Genomic DNA, 14,088 nt, shown 5'->3' on the forward strand with positions numbered 1-14,088 from the left:
CGCGCGCGCGGAGTTCCACGAGTACGACGCGTCGGGGCACCTGTTCACCGATGCCTCGCTGCCGGACGAGCATGACGCCGCCGCGACCGAGCAGCTGTGGAAGCACGTGGGCGCGTTCCTCGACTCGCTCGGCGGCTGAGCCGCGCCCGGCGTACGGCGGGCGCGGGGTCGTGTCCCCACGTCCGTGGACGGCGACCCTCCCGTGGGTGACCTGCCCGTTCCCGTGGGGAGTTCCCCGCGGGAAGGGGTGGATTACCACGGGACCGTGGTAATCCACCCCCCACCCCTCACCAGATCCGGACCCGATCCTCCGGGTCGAGCCACAGGCCGTCACCGGGCTTGGTTCCGAACGCCTCGTGGAACTCGTCGAGGTTGCGCACGATGTTTGCGCGGAACTCACCCGGGGAGTGCGGGTCGGTCGTCAGCAGCTGGAGCAGCTGCTCCTTGCGGCGCTTGGTGCGCCAGACGTGCGCGTAGTTCAGGAACACCCGCTGCACGCCGGTGAGCCCGTCGACGACCGGCGCCTCCTGGCCCTCGAGGCTGATCTCGTAGGCCTTGAGCCCGATGGTGATGCCGCCGAGGTCGCCGATGTTCTCGCCCACGGTCAGCGCACCGTTGACCTTCTCGCCCGGCAGGTCGCGCGGCTCGTAGCCGTCGTACTGCGCGATCAGCTTGTCGGAGCGCGCCTTGAACGCCGCCCGGTCGGCCTCGGTCCACCACTCGTTGAGGTTGCCCACCTCGTCGAACTGCGAGCCCTGGTCGTCGAAGCCGTGCCCGACCTCGTGGCCGATGACGGCACCGATGCCGCCGTAGTTCTCGGCCGGCTCGGCGTCGGCGTCGAAGAACGGCTTCTGCAGGATCCCGGCGGGGAAGCAGATCTCGTTGGTGCCGGGGTTGTAGTAGGCGTTCACGGTCTGCGGCAGCATGAACCACTCGTCGCGGTCGACCGGTGAGCCGATCTTGCCCAGCTCGCGGTTGGTCTCGAAGGCGGCTGCGGCGCGGGCATTGCCGATCAGGTCGCCGGCGGTCACCTCGAGCGCCGAGTAGTCGCGGAACTTCTCCGGGTAGCCGATCTTGGGCCGGAACGTCTCGAGCTTGCGGAACGCCCGCTGCTTGGTCTCCTCACCCATCCAGTCGAGCGCCGCGATCTGCCGCCGGTAGGCCTCGATCAGGTTGGCGACGAGCTCGTCCATCATCTCCTTGGCCCGCGGCGGGAAGTGCCGGGCGACGTACTCCTCACCGACCGCCTCACCGATCGCGCCCTCGACGAAGGCGACGCCGCGCTTCCAGCGGGCGCGCAGCTCGGGGGTGCCGTTGAGGGTCTTGCCGTAGAAGTCGAAGCTCTCGTCGACGAACGCGGCGGAGAGGTACGAGGATGCCGAGCGGATGACCCGGATGGCCGCCCATGCCTTCCAGTCCTCGAGGCTCACCTCTTCGAGGACCGTGGAGAGGTGCTCGAAGTACGACGGCTGGCGCACACACACCTCGGCCAGCGTGGCCTCGTCAGCACCGAGCGCCGTCGCCCACGCGTCCCAGTCGAACGCCGGCGCGGCCTGCTTGAGGTCGGCGAGCGTGCGCAGGTTGTAGGTCTTCAGCACGTCGCGGGTCGCGGCCCGCTCCCAGTGCCCCTCGGCGAGCCGGCGCTCCACGGACAGCACCCGCTCGGCGGCACCTGCGGGGTCGTCGACCCCGGCGAGCTCGAACATCCGCTCCAGGTGCGCGAGGTACTTCGTGCGCACCTCCGCGAACTTCTCCTCGCGGTAGTAGGACTCGTCGGGCAGGCCGAGCCCGCCCTGGAGGACGTTGACGATGTAGCGGTCGGAGTTGCGGTCGTCGGTGTCGACGTACGCCGCGAAGAAGCCGCCTCCGCCCTGCCGCTCGAGCGCGCCCATGAAGGCCGCCAGTGCGGAGGTGTCGGTGATGGTGCCGAGCCTGTCGAGGTCGGCCCGGATCGGCTCGGCTCCCAGAGCCTCCACCCGCTCCTCGTCCATGAAGCTGGCGTAGAGATCGCCGATCTTCTGGGCGTTCGAGCCGGGCTCGTGGGTGCTCTGGGCCAGCTCCTCGATGATCTGGCGGACGTGCTCCTCGGCGGCGTCGGCGAGGACCGTGAACGATCCCCACGAGGAGCGGTCGGAGGGAATCTCCGTCTCGTCGAGCCAGCGGCCGTTCACGTGGCCGAAGAGGTCGTCCTGGGGACGGATGTCGGGGTTCATGCCCGGTCGGGCGTCGTCAAGCATGGTCACGGGCTCACAGTAACCGCCCGGTCCCACCCAGGCCGCCTGCCATGATCGACCGCATGGATGTGACCGTGCAGGAGAACCCGGACGCCCATCGCTACGAGGCCGTGGACGACGAGGGGACCGTGGCCGGCTTCGTCGAGTACGTCGACCACCGCGACACGCGGATCCTGTTCCACACCGAGGTGGCCGACGCCTTTGAGGGGCGCGGCGTCGGCAGCACGCTGGCCGGCGAGGTGCTCGACCAGGCGTTGGGCGGCGACCAGGCCGTGCGGGTCACCTGCCCGTTCCTGACGTCCTGGGTCGGGCGGCACCCGGAGTACGCCGACAAGGTCAAGCTGGGCTGAGCCCCCGGCGCGGACCATCGCCTCAGAGCAGGACCACGGACTTGCCCAGGGCGCGTCGCTCGGCGAGCTCGGTGAGCGCCGTGCCCATCTCCTCGAAGGGGTAGGTGCGGACGACGGGCGGGGCGACGACGCCGCTCTCCATCATCGGCACCAACGCCTCCCACTGCTCGCGCATGAAGCCGGGACGGACCATGGCGTGCGCGCCCCAGCCGACGCCGCGGACGTCGATGTTGTTGAGGAGCAGCCGGTTCACGCGCACCTCGGGGATGGTGCCGCCGGTGAAGCCGACCACCAGCAGCCGGCCGAGCGGGGCCAGCGACCGCAGCGAGTCGGTCATCAGGTCGCCACCGACGACGTCCATGACGACGTCGACCCCGCGACCGTCGGTCAGCTCCTTGACCCCGGCCAGGAACCCGTCGACGGGCACGACCTCGTCGGCGCCCGCCGCCCGCGCGAGGTCGCCCTTCTCCTCGGTCGAGACCACGGCGATCGTGCGGGCGCCGTACCCCTTCGCGACCTGGATCGTCGCCGTGCCCACGCCCCCGGCGGCACCGTGCACCAGCACCGTCTCGCCCTCACGTAGTCCGGCACGCGTGGCGAGGGCGAACTGCGCGGTCAGGTAGTTCAACGGCATTGCAGCGCCGGCCTCGAAGGACACGGTGCCGGGCAGCGGGAACACGCTGTCGGCGCCGAGCGCGACGACCTCGGCGGCACCGCCCCACGGCAGCACGCACGCGACCCGGTCGCCCGCCGCGAAGCCCGATCCGGCGGGTGCGGTGCGTACGACGCCGGCGAAGTCGACCCCGAGCTGGAACGGCAGGTCGGGTTTCATCTGGTACTCGCCGCGCGACAGCAGCAGGTCGGGGAAGCTGACGCCGACCGCCCTCACGTCGACGAGGACGTCGTCCTCGCCGGGGGTGGGTTCGGGGACGTCGTTGACCTCGAGGGCGGCCGGACCGTCGAGCCGGGTGACCTGAAGCGCGCGCATGGCGCGACCCTAGCCACTGCTCGGAGCGAGCACCTCGGTGGTCGAGCCCGCCGAGCCTGTCCGACCTACCCGCCGCCCGACACGCGCAACATCCACTCGACCTCGCGCCAGTAGTCGTCCTTCTCGTCCGGGATCGCCTGCGCTTCGGCGGAGGTGACCGTGTCCTCGAGCCGCACCGGCTCGGGCAGGTGGGCGTACCTGCTCACCGGTGGGTCGACAGGCGGCACAGCGTCGGTCACGGCGATCACCTCACGTCCAGCGTACGGCGCGCGTCAGCCCGGGCGCACGATCGAGGCGAGCTCGAAGTGCATGGGGTCGGTGTAGTTCCAGTCGCCGCCCCAGGCGAAGCCCCACTTCTTGAAGATCGCCACCACGCCGCGGTCCATCTCGCCGATGGTTCCGCGCTGGTTGCCGGGCACGTTGAGGTCGACGGCGATGCCCCACGAGTGCAGCGAGAGGCCCTTGGCCGGGTCGTAGCCGATGAAGCGCGGGAAGTAGCAGCCGGCGTACTCGTCGGGATGGATCTCGTCCGCCAGGCCGCTCCGCACGACCTCGGACAGCGCCGCGCGCAGCTGCACCAGCATCACCTTGTGGCAGGTGACCGAGCCGAGCAGCGGCACCTCCTCGGTGCGGATGTTCGCGTCCACCCAGCCCTGCTCGGGCGTGATCCGCCCGCTCGGGTGCGCGGTGTAGCGGAAGGACCCGACCGCGTCGGCGGCACTTGTCCCCGCCAGCACTGCGGTCTGGTCGACGTCGACGTCGAACTCGAGCGCCAGCACCTGCAGGGACGCGGAGTCACCGAGGATCCGCTGCATGCGCCCGGTGAGCACCGACGGGGTGAGCCGCCCGGTGGACACCAGAAGAGCGTTGTCGCCCCTCATCCCGATCTGCTCCCCGCGCGGCCGGGTCACCACGGCGCTGATCCGCTTGGAGAGCGGGGCGTAGGCGCCGATGTGCACCTCGGGCGCGTCGGCCTGGGTGCCGAGGGTGAGGAAGCCGCGCGGCTCCTCGAGCCGCCTCCCGACGGCGGGGTCCACCGCGACCTCGCCACCGGCGAGCCGCTTCCACACCTCGTCGGCCGACGCCGTCTCCATCGGCGTGAAGTGCCGGTATTCGTCGAGGTCCACCGACGCGATCGACAGCGTGCGGCCGTTGGACGACAGCGACGCCATCGACATCGGCATCGCGGCTCGCACCCCCTTCAGGCCGCGGATCCTGCGCTGCACGCCACGCGGGATCGGGTCGGTGCTGGTGATGAGCACGTCGGCGGTCAGCAGCGGCGGCTCGAAGGGGCCGGGGTCGGCCACCGTGAAGTCGACGGCCGGCTCGGTCGTGGCCGGCGCCGGGGTGGAGGCTTCCGGTGCGCGAGCCGGTGCCTCGCGCACGGGATCGCTGGTGCAGGCGGCAAGGGCGAGCAGGAGGAGCGCGCAGCAGCCCGCGACGACGCCCGCGGCCGGTCGTTCCCTCCCCATCCGGGCTCCCTCCGAGTCCAGCTCCCAGTCTTCCCCCTGCGACAAGCCGACACACGCCGTTTCACCCATCCGTGACCGGCAACGTCTCGAACCACTGCCATGAGCCCACGGCGCAGCGACGACAGGAGCAGGGGGTCCCGGCACCTGGCGGCCGGAGCCGGTGCGGGGCTGCTCGCCGGAGCCGCCGGGGTGGCGGCGGCCGAGGCCGTCACCGTCCTTCTCGACGGGGTCACCTCACCGCTGCTGGCGGTCGCGAACCGTGCGGTCGACGCCGCGCCACGACCGGTCAAGGAGTGGGCGATCGCCACGTTCGGCACCGCCGACAAGGCCGTGCTGATCGGCGGCGTGGTCGGGACCGTGGTCGTGCTCGCGCTGGCAGCCGGGGCGGTCGGCGTACGACGTCCGCGCCTGGCCGCCTCCGCGTTCGTGGCGCTGACCGCGGTGGCCACTGCCGCGGCGCTCACCGACAGGGCCGCCACCGCCGGGCCGCTCGCCCGGCTGCTTCCGACGCTCGCACTCCTCGTGACGGGGCTCGTCTCGCTGACGGTGCTCCTGCGTGCCGTGCGCATTCCCGCCAAGGAGGCGGCGGCCGACAGCGAGGACGGGGAGCAGGGTCCCGACGGGCCGGACGTCATCGCGGCACCCGGCATCCGGCTCCGCGAACAGGTGACCGGCGGCAAGCCGCGCCTGCTCGTCGACGACCTGCTGCCCGCCACGGTCCCCGGCGACGAGCTGCCGGCCGCCTTCGACCGTCGGGCGTTCCTGAGGGCGGCCGCGGCGGTCGGCGCGGTCGCGGCCGCCGGGGGCGTCGTGGGGCGGCAGCTCGGGCGCCCCGCAGCAGCCGCGGCCCGGGCCGGCCTGACCGTGCCCCGGCCGACGGTGCCGGCGCCACGGGTGCCGGCCGGCGCGTCTCTCGGCGTCCCGGGGATCACGCCGTACCTCACGCCGAACCGGGACTTCTACCGGGTCGACACCGCGCTGCGCGTGCCCGACGTACCGATCGACGGCTGGACCCTGCGCATCCACGGCATGGTCGAGCGCGAGCTCGAGCTCTCCTTCGAGGACCTCCTGAGCCGGCGTCTCGTCGAGGAGCGGATCACCCTGACCTGCGTGTCCAACGAGGTCGGCGGGGAGTACGTCGGCAACGCCTCCTGGATCGGCGCACCGATGCGCGACCTGCTCCGCGAGGCCGGCGTGCGGGAAGGCGCCGACGCCGTGAAGTCCACGAGCGCCGACGACTTCACCGTGGGCACGCCGCTGCAGGTGCTGCAGGACCCCGCGCGCAACGCACTCGTCGCGATCGCGATGAACGGCGAGCCCCTACCGCTCGAGCACGGGTTCCCGGCCCGCATGGTGACGCCCGGGCTGTACGGCTTCGTGTCGGCGACCAAGTGGCTGGTCGACCTCGAGGTAACGCGCTTCGCGGACTTCCGGGCGTACTGGACCACGCGTGGTTACGCGGCACAGGCCCCGATCAAGACGTCGTCCCGCATCGACGTACCCCGCTCGTTCGCCCGGGTGCGGGCGGGTCGCACACCGATCGCCGGTGTGGCCTGGTCGCAGGACCGCGGCATCGACTCGGTCGAGGTCCGCATCGACGGCGGGCCGTGGCGTGAGGCGGAGCTCGCCGAGGAGGACAACGTCAACACCTGGCGCCAGTGGGTCTACCGCTGGGACGCGCCTGTAGGCCGGCACAAGCTCGAGGTCCGGGCGACCGACCGGTCCGGCTACACCCAGACCGCCGAGCGGGCACCGATCGCGCCCGACGGGTCGACCGGTTGGCACAGCGTCGACGTCACGGTCGAGTAACAGGTCCGATCAGTCGGCCCGCCCACCCATCCGAGGGACGTCGGGCCCCGAACGGCAACACAGCAAGGGAAATCCCCCCACCAACCGAAGGGACGCAACCACGATGCGCACCATGAGGAAGCTCGCCGCGACGGTCGCCGTCGTGTCCGCCATCACCCTGACCGCCGCGTGCGGCAGTGACGATCCCGCCGCCGACGCGGCGTCCGGTGACACCGCCTCCCAGGCCCCCTTGGAGCAGGAGGCATCCGAGCCCATGGACCCGGCCGCCGACCTGGTCGGCCCCGGCTGCGAGGGCTACGCCGAGCAGGTGCCCGACGGTGCCGGCTCGGTCGAGGGGATGGCGGCGGACCCGGTCGCGGTCGCCGCCGGCAACAACCCGCTCCTCAAGACACTCACGGCGGCGGTCTCCGGTCAGCTGAACCCGAAGGTCGACCTGGTCGACACCCTCAACGGTGACGAGTTCACCGTCTTCGCGCCGGTCGACGATGCCTTCGCCGCACTGCCGAAGAAGACCGTCGCGGCGCTCGCGCAGCCGAAGAACGCCGACCTGCTGAGCAGCGTCCTGACCTACCACGTGGTGCCCGGTCAGATCTCGCCCGACGAGATCGCCGACTCCACGCAGACCACCGTCCAGGGTGGCGATGTCGAGGTCACCGGATCCGGCGACAACCTCAAGGTCAACGACGCCAGCGTGATCTGCGGCGGCGTGCAGACCGCCAACGCCACGGTGTACCTCATCGACGCGGTGCTGATGCCGCAGATGTGACGCCGACGAACGCAGTGGCCCCGACCCGCCGCCGGGTCGGGGCCTCTGTCCTGCCGGCACAACGATTCGTCTGCGGTCTATGGGGTGTTTCACGCGGGATGAGCGCAGACGAATCGGGGTACGACGCAGTCATGAGCGAGTCGAGCAACGAGCACGAGACCCCCGACGTGGGCCTGATCGCCGACGAGGACCTGCCGGAGGACCTACAGCCGACCGACGACAACCCGCTGGCGCAGGACCCCTCCGAGACGGACGACGACTCCAGCAACGCGTCGTCGGGCGACGGGTCCTCCGGCGACCCGAAGGTCGAGGGGCTTCCCGACATGGGCGAGCCCGGCCCCGGCTGACCCACCCTCCCGATACGACGCGACGGAATTGCTGTCTGGGGCCTCCCGGAACAACCGGTACGTCGCGTCGTATCGGGCTCTCAGCCGCGGAGCAGGACGCGGGCCGCGATCCAGGCCAGGTCGTCGGCGGTCTCGGCGGGCGAGGCGCCGGGCTGCATGACGTGGCTGAGCACCAGCCGCACGATCGAGTCGATGGCGACGGCGCGTTCGTGGGGTTGCAGGTCGAGCTCGGGGAAGCGCTCCACGCGCTCGCCGATCACCGCCGTCGCGGCCGCGATCAGCGGCTGCGCGTCGGTGGTGAGGAACGGCAGCAGGTCGGTGCTGGACGCCGCCTCGTTGCCGCGCGACACGCTGTGCGCCGAGGCCAGCAGGGCGTGCAGCAGCGGGTTGTCGCCGGCCATCAGCAGGATCTGCTCGGCGGCCGACCGGATCGCGGCGACCAGGTCGTCGTGGGTGTCCAGCTCGCGCTCCACGATGGCGAGGAACCGCTCCAGCTCGCGCAGCACCATCGCCTGCCCGAGCGCCGGCTTGCTGCCCAGCTCGTTGTAGACGGTCTGCCGGCTGACCCCCGCCCGGGCCGCGACCTTGCCCATCGTCACCGCCGACCACCCCGACTCGCAGGTGATGTCGGCAGCGCTGGCGAGCAGCCGTTCGCGCACGCCCTCGGCGGTCACCGTCATGCGGAAAGACTACGGACCGGGCTCGAAGTCGACCTTCTCCCGCACACCGCAGTCGGGGCAGCACCAGTCGTCGGGTACGTCGGACCAGGCGGTCCCGGCCGCGAAGCCCTCGCGCTCGTCGCCGACCGCCTCGTCGTACGCGTAGGCGCATCCGGGGCAGACCCACCGCGACACTAGGCGGCCGCCTCGGGGGCCGGGGCGGACGGCCCGGCGTACCTCGCCAGCACCTTCTCCCGCTTCGAGGGCTGGATGTTGGCGCGGGTGAGGTCCCCGCCGAAGTGCCGGAGGACCCGCTTGTCCATCACCGCGAACCACAGCGGCGGGACGAGCGCCAGGATGATCAGCCCGGCGTACCCCGTCGGCAGCACCGGCGACTCCTCGAAGTCGCGCAGCGTCTGGTAGCGCCGGGTCGGGTTCGCGTGGTGGTCGCTGTGCCGTTGCAGGTGGTAGAGGAGCACGTTCGTCGCGATGTTGTTGCTGTTCCAGGAGTGGCTCGGGTCGACGCGCTCGTAGCGGCCGGTGCCGTCGGCGCCGGTGCGCTGGCGCAGCATCCCGTAGTGCTCGAGGTAGTTGACCACCTCCAGCAGCGAGAAGCCGATGACCGCCTGAATGACCAGGAACGGCAGGATGCCGACACCGAAGGCCGCGACCAGGGCCCCCCACAGCACGGCCGACATCAGCCACGCGTTCAGCACGTCGTTGCGGATCCTGAAGGCGTGCTTGTGCCGGCGGGTGATCCGGCGCTTCTCCAGGTGCCACGCCGAACGCACCGACCCGATCACCGTGCGCGGCCAGAACGCATAGAACGTCTCGCCGACGCGGCTGCTGGCAGGGTCCTCCGGGGTCGCCACCCGGACGTGGTGACCACGGTTGTGCTCGATGTAGAAGTGCCCGTAGAAGCTCTGCGCCAGCGCGATCTTGGCCAGCCAGCGCTCGTGTGACTCCTTCTTGTGGCCCAGCTCGTGGGCTGTGTTGATGCCGATGCCGGCGATGGTGCCGACGGTCATCGCCAGGCCGATCTTGTCGACGGTGCTCAGCGTGCTCTGCGTGAACATCCAGCAGGCCCACACCAGGGCGGCGTACTGGATGGGCAGGAAGAGATACGTGATCCAGCGGTAGTACCTGTCGTTCTCCAGCGCCTCGATCACGTCGTCGGGCGGGTTGCTGCGGTCGAGGCCGGCGAGCAGGTCCACGGCCGGGACCACGACGAACACCACGATCGGGCCGAGGTACCAGAACCCGCTCCACCCGGTCAGCTCCACCAGGCCCCAGGCGAGGAAGGCGAGCGAGGGCACCACGAGGCCGAGCAGCCACAGGTACCTCTTCTTGTCCCTCCACTGCGTGGTGGAGCCCTCGGGAACGGTCGCGGTGCTGGCCATCTCGCCCTCCAGAGTCGGGTTTACAAGACCCTAGATTTTGTAAAGAGAGCCGTCAAGGGGTCGCGGCCGCGAGACCCGGAGGTACGTCGTCGTCGGCGACCCCGCAGGACCCCGGGAAGCGGGCGTGCCGCAGCCGGGCATCACATAGGGTCGGCGTCATGACCAACGGGGAGGCCGCGGAGCCGAAGCGGCGTCGTTCCGTGCCGCTGTGGCTCGAGACCGTGGTGCTGCTCGTGGTCGCGCTGGTCGTCTCCGCGGTGGTCAAGACATTCTTCATGCAGATGTTCTTCGTGCCGTCCGGCTCGATGCGTCCCCTGCTCACCAACGACGACCGGATCCTGGTGCAGAAGGTGTCCTACTGGGGCGACGGACAGGTCGAGCGCGGCGACGTGGTGGTGTTCGCCGACCCGGAGGACCGCTGGCTCGGCCCGGCGATCGCGGAGCCGACGGCGGTCCAGAAGGTGCTCGCACGAGTCGGGCTGTACCCGACCGGGGGTCACCTGGTGAAGCGGGTGGTCGGCGTCGGCGGCGACCGGGTCACGTGCTGCGACAAGCAGGGCCGCATCCGGGTCAACGGCGTGCCCCTCGACGAGGATGCCTATCTCGCGGGCGACGCGGAGCCGTCGGAGCGGCGCTTCGACGTCGAGGTCCCCGAAGGGCGCATCTGGGTGATGGGCGACAACAGACCCGACAGCGAGGACTCCCGATTCCACCAGGACCTGCCCGGCGGCGGCTCGGTCCCGGAGAGCGCGGTCGTCGGGAAGGTCTGGGGCGTGGTCTGGCCGCTCACCCGCTTCGAGCTCCTCGAGACGCCGGAGACCTACGGGAACCCCGCCCTCCAGGTGACCGGCGCCCGGCCGTGAGCGGTGCGGCCCACGTGGACGGGCACGGCGTCGTGCTCGTGCGGCTCGACGTCGCGACGATGGCCGCGCTCCTCGACGACGACCTCGACCGCGCGTCGGCACTGGCGGGCGTGCCCCTGACGCCGTACTTCCTGACCCAGAACTGGCTGTGGCGGATCCGGCACGACCAGCTGCTCACGGACCCGGCCGCGGCCGACTGGGTGGCGCGCGCCGCACTGGTCGCCGGGGTGCCGGTCGGCCACGTCGGCTTCCACGGTCCGCCCGACGACGACGGCATGGTCGAGGTGGCCTACAGCGTCGACACCGCGCTCCGTCGCCGAGGGCACGCCCGCCGGCTGCTGGCGACCGCGCTCGACTGGGCCGCCTCCGAACCCGCCGTCCGCACGGTCCGCGCGAGCATCAGCCCCGACAACGTCGCCTCACTGGCGACCCTGCGCCCGTTCGGCTTCGCCCAGGTGGGCGAACAGTGGGACGACGAGGACGGGCTCGAGATCATCTACGAGCGGCCGGCGCGCCCGTTGTAGTCAAGAGTTGTCAGGGTGTGAACCGGCCGGGACCGGCTCGGGCGCTGACAACTCGGCGAAGGCGACCGTGTTGCTCCGGTACTGCGCGCCGTCCCAGTCCGTGCACGTGATCAGCACCAGGCGGGGGGACCGCTTCTGACCGAAGAGCCGGCGCGCGTCGTGGGCCAGCTCCGCCCGCGAGTAGGTGCGAACCCGGGTGGTCTCGTAGCGGACCACGCCCTTCGGAGTACGCACGCGCACCCGGTCACCCGGGCGGAGCTCGTCGAGCCGGTCCATCACGCCGCCGCCGGTGCTGACGGTGTGGCCGGTGAGCACGGTCTGGCCGCGGTGGGCGCCGGGCTTGGCGCTGCGCTTCCACCAGCCGGTGACGTCGACGTCGTCCGGCGGGTAGAGCACTCCGGAGGTGTCCACCTCGATCGGGGCGACCCGCGAGTCCAGGTCGAGGGCGGGAACTACCAGCCGCACCGGCTGGGCGGGCCGGACACCGGCGCCGGTCGCGTGGTCGTCAGACCCGCGCAGGAACATCAGTACGCCGACGGTGAGGGCGACAGCGAGGATGAGCAGCCGGGGACTGAACGCGTCGGCTGTGCTCACCGTGGAGCTCACTGCCCGGTGCTCCTGCGGTAGCCGACCAGGCCGCCGGTCGCGGCGAGCAGCACGAGCCCGGCCGGTGCGAGCAGGCCGTCGTACCAGGGCTTCTCCTCACCGGCGACGCCGGACGCGACGACCGTCGGCATCTTCGGCAGCCTGGGCTGGGGCCGGGGCTTCTGCACCCTGGCCGGGGGTGCGGCCTGCTCGACCGCCTGCCCGTTGGGACCGCAGCTCACGCGACCGATCTCGACCGCGCCGAGGGGGAAGCCGGTGAGCTCGCGGGCGGCGGGGAGAACCTCGACGCTCAGCGCGGTGACCTGGATGCTGTCCGCGGTGCGGGTCTGCTTGTTGAGCACGACCCGCAGGACGTCGTCGTTGAGCGGGGCCAGCTGCGGAGCCAGCTGGGCGAGCACGTTGTCCACGACCTCCTGCTGCACCGGGTCGATGGCGGCGTTCAGCGGCGCCAGGTTGCCGTCGAGAGCTGTGTCGAGGTTCTTCCGCACGCCGTCGAGCACGGAGGTGGCGACGGTGTCGAGGTCGACCAGCAGCTCGGTGTTCGGCGGCGGGTCGACGGGGAGGTCGAGGACGTCCACCTGGGTGCCGGCCAGCGAGACGGTGAGGCGTCCGTCGACGATCGAGGCGGTCCCGTCCGCGGCGCCCGGGGTGGCCGTGCAGCGAGCCTCGACGGCCCCGAGCGAACCGCCCAGGACGGTCTGACCGAGCGGCGCGAGCCCGGCGCTGACCGCGCGGGTCACCGGGCCGACGACCTGGTCCATGACCGGCTGCAGCGCGGACAGCGGCTCGAGGGCGGAGGTGGGGTCGACCAGCACCGAACCGGTGAGATCGAGGTTCGCGACGGAGACGCCGACCGGAGCGCCGGGGGTGAGGCAGCGGGAGCTGCCGACCTGCGCCACGGAGCCGCCGTTGCCGGCGATGCCCGCGCAGGCGGCGGAGGAGCCGGCGCCGTCGGTCACGCGAGCGGTCGCCTCCTGGGCAAGCACGCCGACGTTGAGGAGCCCCTGGTTGCCCAGCACCCCCACGGGCGGGCTGGCCGCGCCGGTGCGCTGCTCGCCGGTGCCGTCGTCGACCGCGCTGACCACTCCCGAGTCGGTGGGGTTGCCGGCGATCGAGCCGCTGACCGCGGTGGCATCGGCCGTCGAGAGCGGCGCCGCGAAGGCCGGCGCCATGCCGAGGACGGTGATGGTGACGGCGGCCGTGGCCGCGCCGACCCGCAGTGCGGATCGAGTCATGTCGTGCTCCTGCTGGGTCCCTCAGAAGGCCGCTGGACCCACGCCGTCCACCGGGACCCTCGCCCGGCCTCCTGGGCCTTCGCGTGCTCAACGACCCATTCCGGCAAAGGTCATGCCCGGCTCCGCCCCGCCCATTGTCGTCGATGTGACGCAGCACACATCCCTAGACAGTTGATGTTTCAAGTGTAATGGGAGAGAGTGTTTGTTGTAGCCACAATCTTCCAGAGGAGTTCAGATATGTCTCACGTGAGCATCATCGGCAGCGGAAACATGGGCCAGGCCATCGCCGGCGTCGTCACCAAGGGCGGGAACACCGTCGAGGTGCTGAGCACCTCCGACGCGGACCGCGCCGCGACCGGCGACATCGTCGTCCTCGCCGTGCCGTACCCGGCCGTCGCCGACGTCATCGCCAAGCGCGGCGACCAGCTCGCGGGCAAGATCATCGTCGACATCACCAACCCGCTGAACTTCGAGACCTTCGACTCGCTGACGGTCCCCGCGGACAGCTCGGCCGCCGCCGAGATCGCCGCCGCACTGCCGGAGTCGCGCGTGCTCAAGGCGTTCAACACCACGTTCGCCGGCACCCTGGTGTCCGGCACGGTCGGTACGGTCCCCACCACCGTGCTGATCGCCGGTGACGACGCCGACGCGAAGTCGCTGCTGGCCGGCGTCGTCTCCTCCGGCGGGCTCAAGGCCATCGACGCGGGTTCGCTGCGTCGGGCCCGCGAGCTCGAGGCCCTCGGCTTCCTGCAGCTCACGCTCGCCGTCGGCGAGAAGGTGTCCTGGACCGGAGGCTTCGGCGTCGTCGCCTGAGACCACCAACGGCTGGTCGAGC

The 14,088-nt window shown here is 71.5% G+C and carries 16 protein-coding genes; 7 read left to right on the plus strand and 9 right to left on the minus strand.

What is annotated here, in order from left to right; all coding sequences use genetic code 11:
• Nucleotides 1-287: 287 nt before the first annotated feature.
• Nucleotides 288-2,237 (minus strand): M13 family metallopeptidase, encoded by a 1,950-nt coding sequence (locus VFH10_RS03975; protein ID WP_325126193.1) that lies wholly within the window; start codon nt 2,235-2,237, stop codon nt 288-290.
• 47 nt (nt 2,238-2,284) lie between these two features.
• On the opposite strand from VFH10_RS03975, the gene VFH10_RS03980 reads away from it, so the two are divergent.
• Nucleotides 2,285-2,584, plus strand: coding sequence for a GNAT family N-acetyltransferase (locus VFH10_RS03980; RefSeq protein ID WP_325126164.1), 300 nt, complete (start codon nt 2,285-2,287; stop codon nt 2,582-2,584).
• A gap of 22 nt (nt 2,585-2,606) precedes the next feature.
• On the opposite strand, the gene VFH10_RS03985 is transcribed toward VFH10_RS03980, so the two are convergent.
• From VFH10_RS03985 to VFH10_RS03995, 3 genes are all read right to left on the minus strand, one after another.
• Entirely contained in the window at nt 2,607-3,572 is a 966-nt protein-coding gene (locus tag VFH10_RS03985; protein WP_325126166.1) for an NADPH:quinone oxidoreductase family protein, read from the minus strand.
• Nucleotides 3,573-3,637: 65 nt separating this feature from the next.
• Entirely contained in the window at nt 3,638-3,811 is a 174-nt protein-coding gene (locus VFH10_RS03990; RefSeq protein WP_325126167.1) for a hypothetical protein, read from the minus strand.
• 33 nt (nt 3,812-3,844) lie between these two features.
• Nucleotides 3,845-5,044, minus strand: a complete 1,200-nt coding sequence (locus VFH10_RS03995; protein ID WP_325126169.1) for a M15 family metallopeptidase — start codon at nt 5,042-5,044, stop codon at nt 3,845-3,847.
• 99 nt (nt 5,045-5,143) lie between these two features.
• Between VFH10_RS03995 and VFH10_RS04000 the strand changes: the two genes are divergently transcribed.
• The 3 genes from VFH10_RS04000 to VFH10_RS04010 all read left to right on the plus strand — a co-directional run bounded on the left by VFH10_RS04000 (nt 5,144) and on the right by VFH10_RS04010 (nt 7,966).
• Nucleotides 5,144-6,853 (plus strand): molybdopterin-dependent oxidoreductase, encoded by a 1,710-nt coding sequence (locus VFH10_RS04000; protein ID WP_325126171.1) that lies wholly within the window; start codon nt 5,144-5,146, stop codon nt 6,851-6,853.
• A 112-nt stretch (nt 6,854-6,965) separates the two neighbouring features.
• Nucleotides 6,966-7,619 carry a fasciclin domain-containing protein gene (locus VFH10_RS04005; protein ID WP_325126173.1) on the plus strand — a complete coding sequence of 218 codons (654 nt, stop codon included), beginning with the start codon at nt 6,966-6,968 and terminating at the stop codon, nt 7,617-7,619.
• Between the two features lie 131 nt (nt 7,620-7,750).
• Nucleotides 7,751-7,966: a hypothetical protein gene (locus VFH10_RS04010; protein ID WP_325126174.1), complete on the plus strand. Its 216-nt coding sequence runs from the start codon at nt 7,751-7,753 to the stop codon at nt 7,964-7,966.
• Between the two features lie 80 nt (nt 7,967-8,046).
• Here the strand turns inward: VFH10_RS04010 and VFH10_RS04015 are convergent, their stop codons facing one another.
• The 3 genes from VFH10_RS04015 to VFH10_RS04025 are packed head-to-tail and all read right to left on the minus strand — an operon-like array spanning nt 8,047 to nt 10,025.
• Nucleotides 8,047-8,646, minus strand: coding sequence for a TetR family transcriptional regulator (locus VFH10_RS04015; RefSeq protein WP_325126176.1), 600 nt, complete (start codon nt 8,644-8,646; stop codon nt 8,047-8,049).
• 9 nt (nt 8,647-8,655) lie between these two features.
• Complete coding sequence (locus VFH10_RS04020) at nt 8,656-8,820, minus strand: rubredoxin (RefSeq protein ID WP_325126177.1); 165 nt, start codon at nt 8,818-8,820, stop codon at nt 8,656-8,658.
• On the minus strand, nt 8,820-10,025 hold the full coding sequence (locus VFH10_RS04025) for an alkane 1-monooxygenase (RefSeq protein WP_325126179.1): 1,206 nt from the start codon (nt 10,023-10,025) through the stop codon (nt 8,820-8,822). The genes VFH10_RS04020 and VFH10_RS04025 overlap by 1 nt, the downstream gene beginning before the upstream one ends.
• Before the next feature lie 158 nt (nt 10,026-10,183).
• Between VFH10_RS04025 and lepB the strand changes: the two genes are divergently transcribed.
• On the plus strand, nt 10,184-10,888 hold the full coding sequence (gene lepB, locus VFH10_RS04030) for a signal peptidase I (protein ID WP_325126181.1): 705 nt from the start codon (nt 10,184-10,186) through the stop codon (nt 10,886-10,888).
• Entirely contained in the window at nt 10,885-11,412 is a 528-nt protein-coding gene (locus VFH10_RS04035; RefSeq protein WP_325126183.1) for a GNAT family protein, read from the plus strand. The genes lepB and VFH10_RS04035 overlap by 4 nt, the downstream gene beginning before the upstream one ends.
• On the opposite strand, the gene VFH10_RS04040 is transcribed toward VFH10_RS04035, so the two are convergent.
• Together VFH10_RS04040 and VFH10_RS04045 are read right to left on the minus strand one after the other, a co-directional pair.
• On the minus strand, nt 11,413-12,006 hold the full coding sequence (locus VFH10_RS04040; RefSeq protein WP_325126185.1) for a class F sortase: 594 nt from the start codon (nt 12,004-12,006) through the stop codon (nt 11,413-11,415).
• Nucleotides 12,007-12,014: 8 nt separating this feature from the next.
• Nucleotides 12,015-13,253: a hypothetical protein gene (locus tag VFH10_RS04045; RefSeq protein ID WP_325126189.1), complete on the minus strand. Its 1,239-nt coding sequence runs from the start codon at nt 13,251-13,253 to the stop codon at nt 12,015-12,017.
• Between the two features lie 237 nt (nt 13,254-13,490).
• On the opposite strand from VFH10_RS04045, the gene VFH10_RS04050 reads away from it, so the two are divergent.
• The gene (locus tag VFH10_RS04050; RefSeq protein WP_325126191.1) at nt 13,491-14,066 is read left to right on the plus strand and encodes an NADPH-dependent F420 reductase; all 576 of its coding nucleotides are present in this window, start codon (nt 13,491-13,493) and stop codon (nt 14,064-14,066) included.
• Nucleotides 14,067-14,088 lie beyond the last annotated feature (22 nt).

This window comes from Nocardioides sp. (genome assembly GCF_035697785.1).
Lineage (GTDB): Bacteria > Actinomycetota > Actinomycetes > Propionibacteriales > Nocardioidaceae > Nocardioides_B.

Excerpts from the sequence above, each read along its gene's own strand:
- VFH10_RS03975 (WP_325126193.1), bottom strand. The coding sequence starts at position 2,237 with ATGCTTGACGACGCCCGACCGGGCATGAACCCCGACATCCGTCCCCAG.
- VFH10_RS04025 (WP_325126179.1), bottom strand. The coding sequence starts at position 10,025 with ATGGCCAGCACCGCGACCGTTCCCGAGGGCTCCACCACGCAGTGGAGG.
- VFH10_RS03980 (WP_325126164.1), top strand. The coding sequence starts at position 2,285 with ATGATCGACCGCATGGATGTGACCGTGCAGGAGAACCCGGACGCCCAT.
- VFH10_RS03995 (WP_325126169.1), bottom strand. The coding sequence starts at position 5,044 with ATGGGGAGGGAACGACCGGCCGCGGGCGTCGTCGCGGGCTGCTGCGCG.
- VFH10_RS04050 (WP_325126191.1), top strand. The coding sequence starts at position 13,491 with ATGTCTCACGTGAGCATCATCGGCAGCGGAAACATGGGCCAGGCCATC.
- VFH10_RS04005 (WP_325126173.1), top strand. The coding sequence starts at position 6,966 with ATGAGGAAGCTCGCCGCGACGGTCGCCGTCGTGTCCGCCATCACCCTG.
- VFH10_RS04045 (WP_325126189.1), bottom strand. The coding sequence starts at position 13,253 with ATGACTCGATCCGCACTGCGGGTCGGCGCGGCCACGGCCGCCGTCACC.
- VFH10_RS04000 (WP_325126171.1), top strand. The coding sequence starts at position 5,144 with ATGAGCCCACGGCGCAGCGACGACAGGAGCAGGGGGTCCCGGCACCTG.
- VFH10_RS04015 (WP_325126176.1), bottom strand. The coding sequence starts at position 8,646 with ATGACGGTGACCGCCGAGGGCGTGCGCGAACGGCTGCTCGCCAGCGCT.
- VFH10_RS04010 (WP_325126174.1), top strand. The coding sequence starts at position 7,751 with ATGAGCGAGTCGAGCAACGAGCACGAGACCCCCGACGTGGGCCTGATC.
- VFH10_RS03985 (WP_325126166.1), bottom strand. The coding sequence starts at position 3,572 with ATGCGCGCGCTTCAGGTCACCCGGCTCGACGGTCCGGCCGCCCTCGAG.
- lepB (WP_325126181.1), top strand. The coding sequence starts at position 10,184 with ATGACCAACGGGGAGGCCGCGGAGCCGAAGCGGCGTCGTTCCGTGCCG.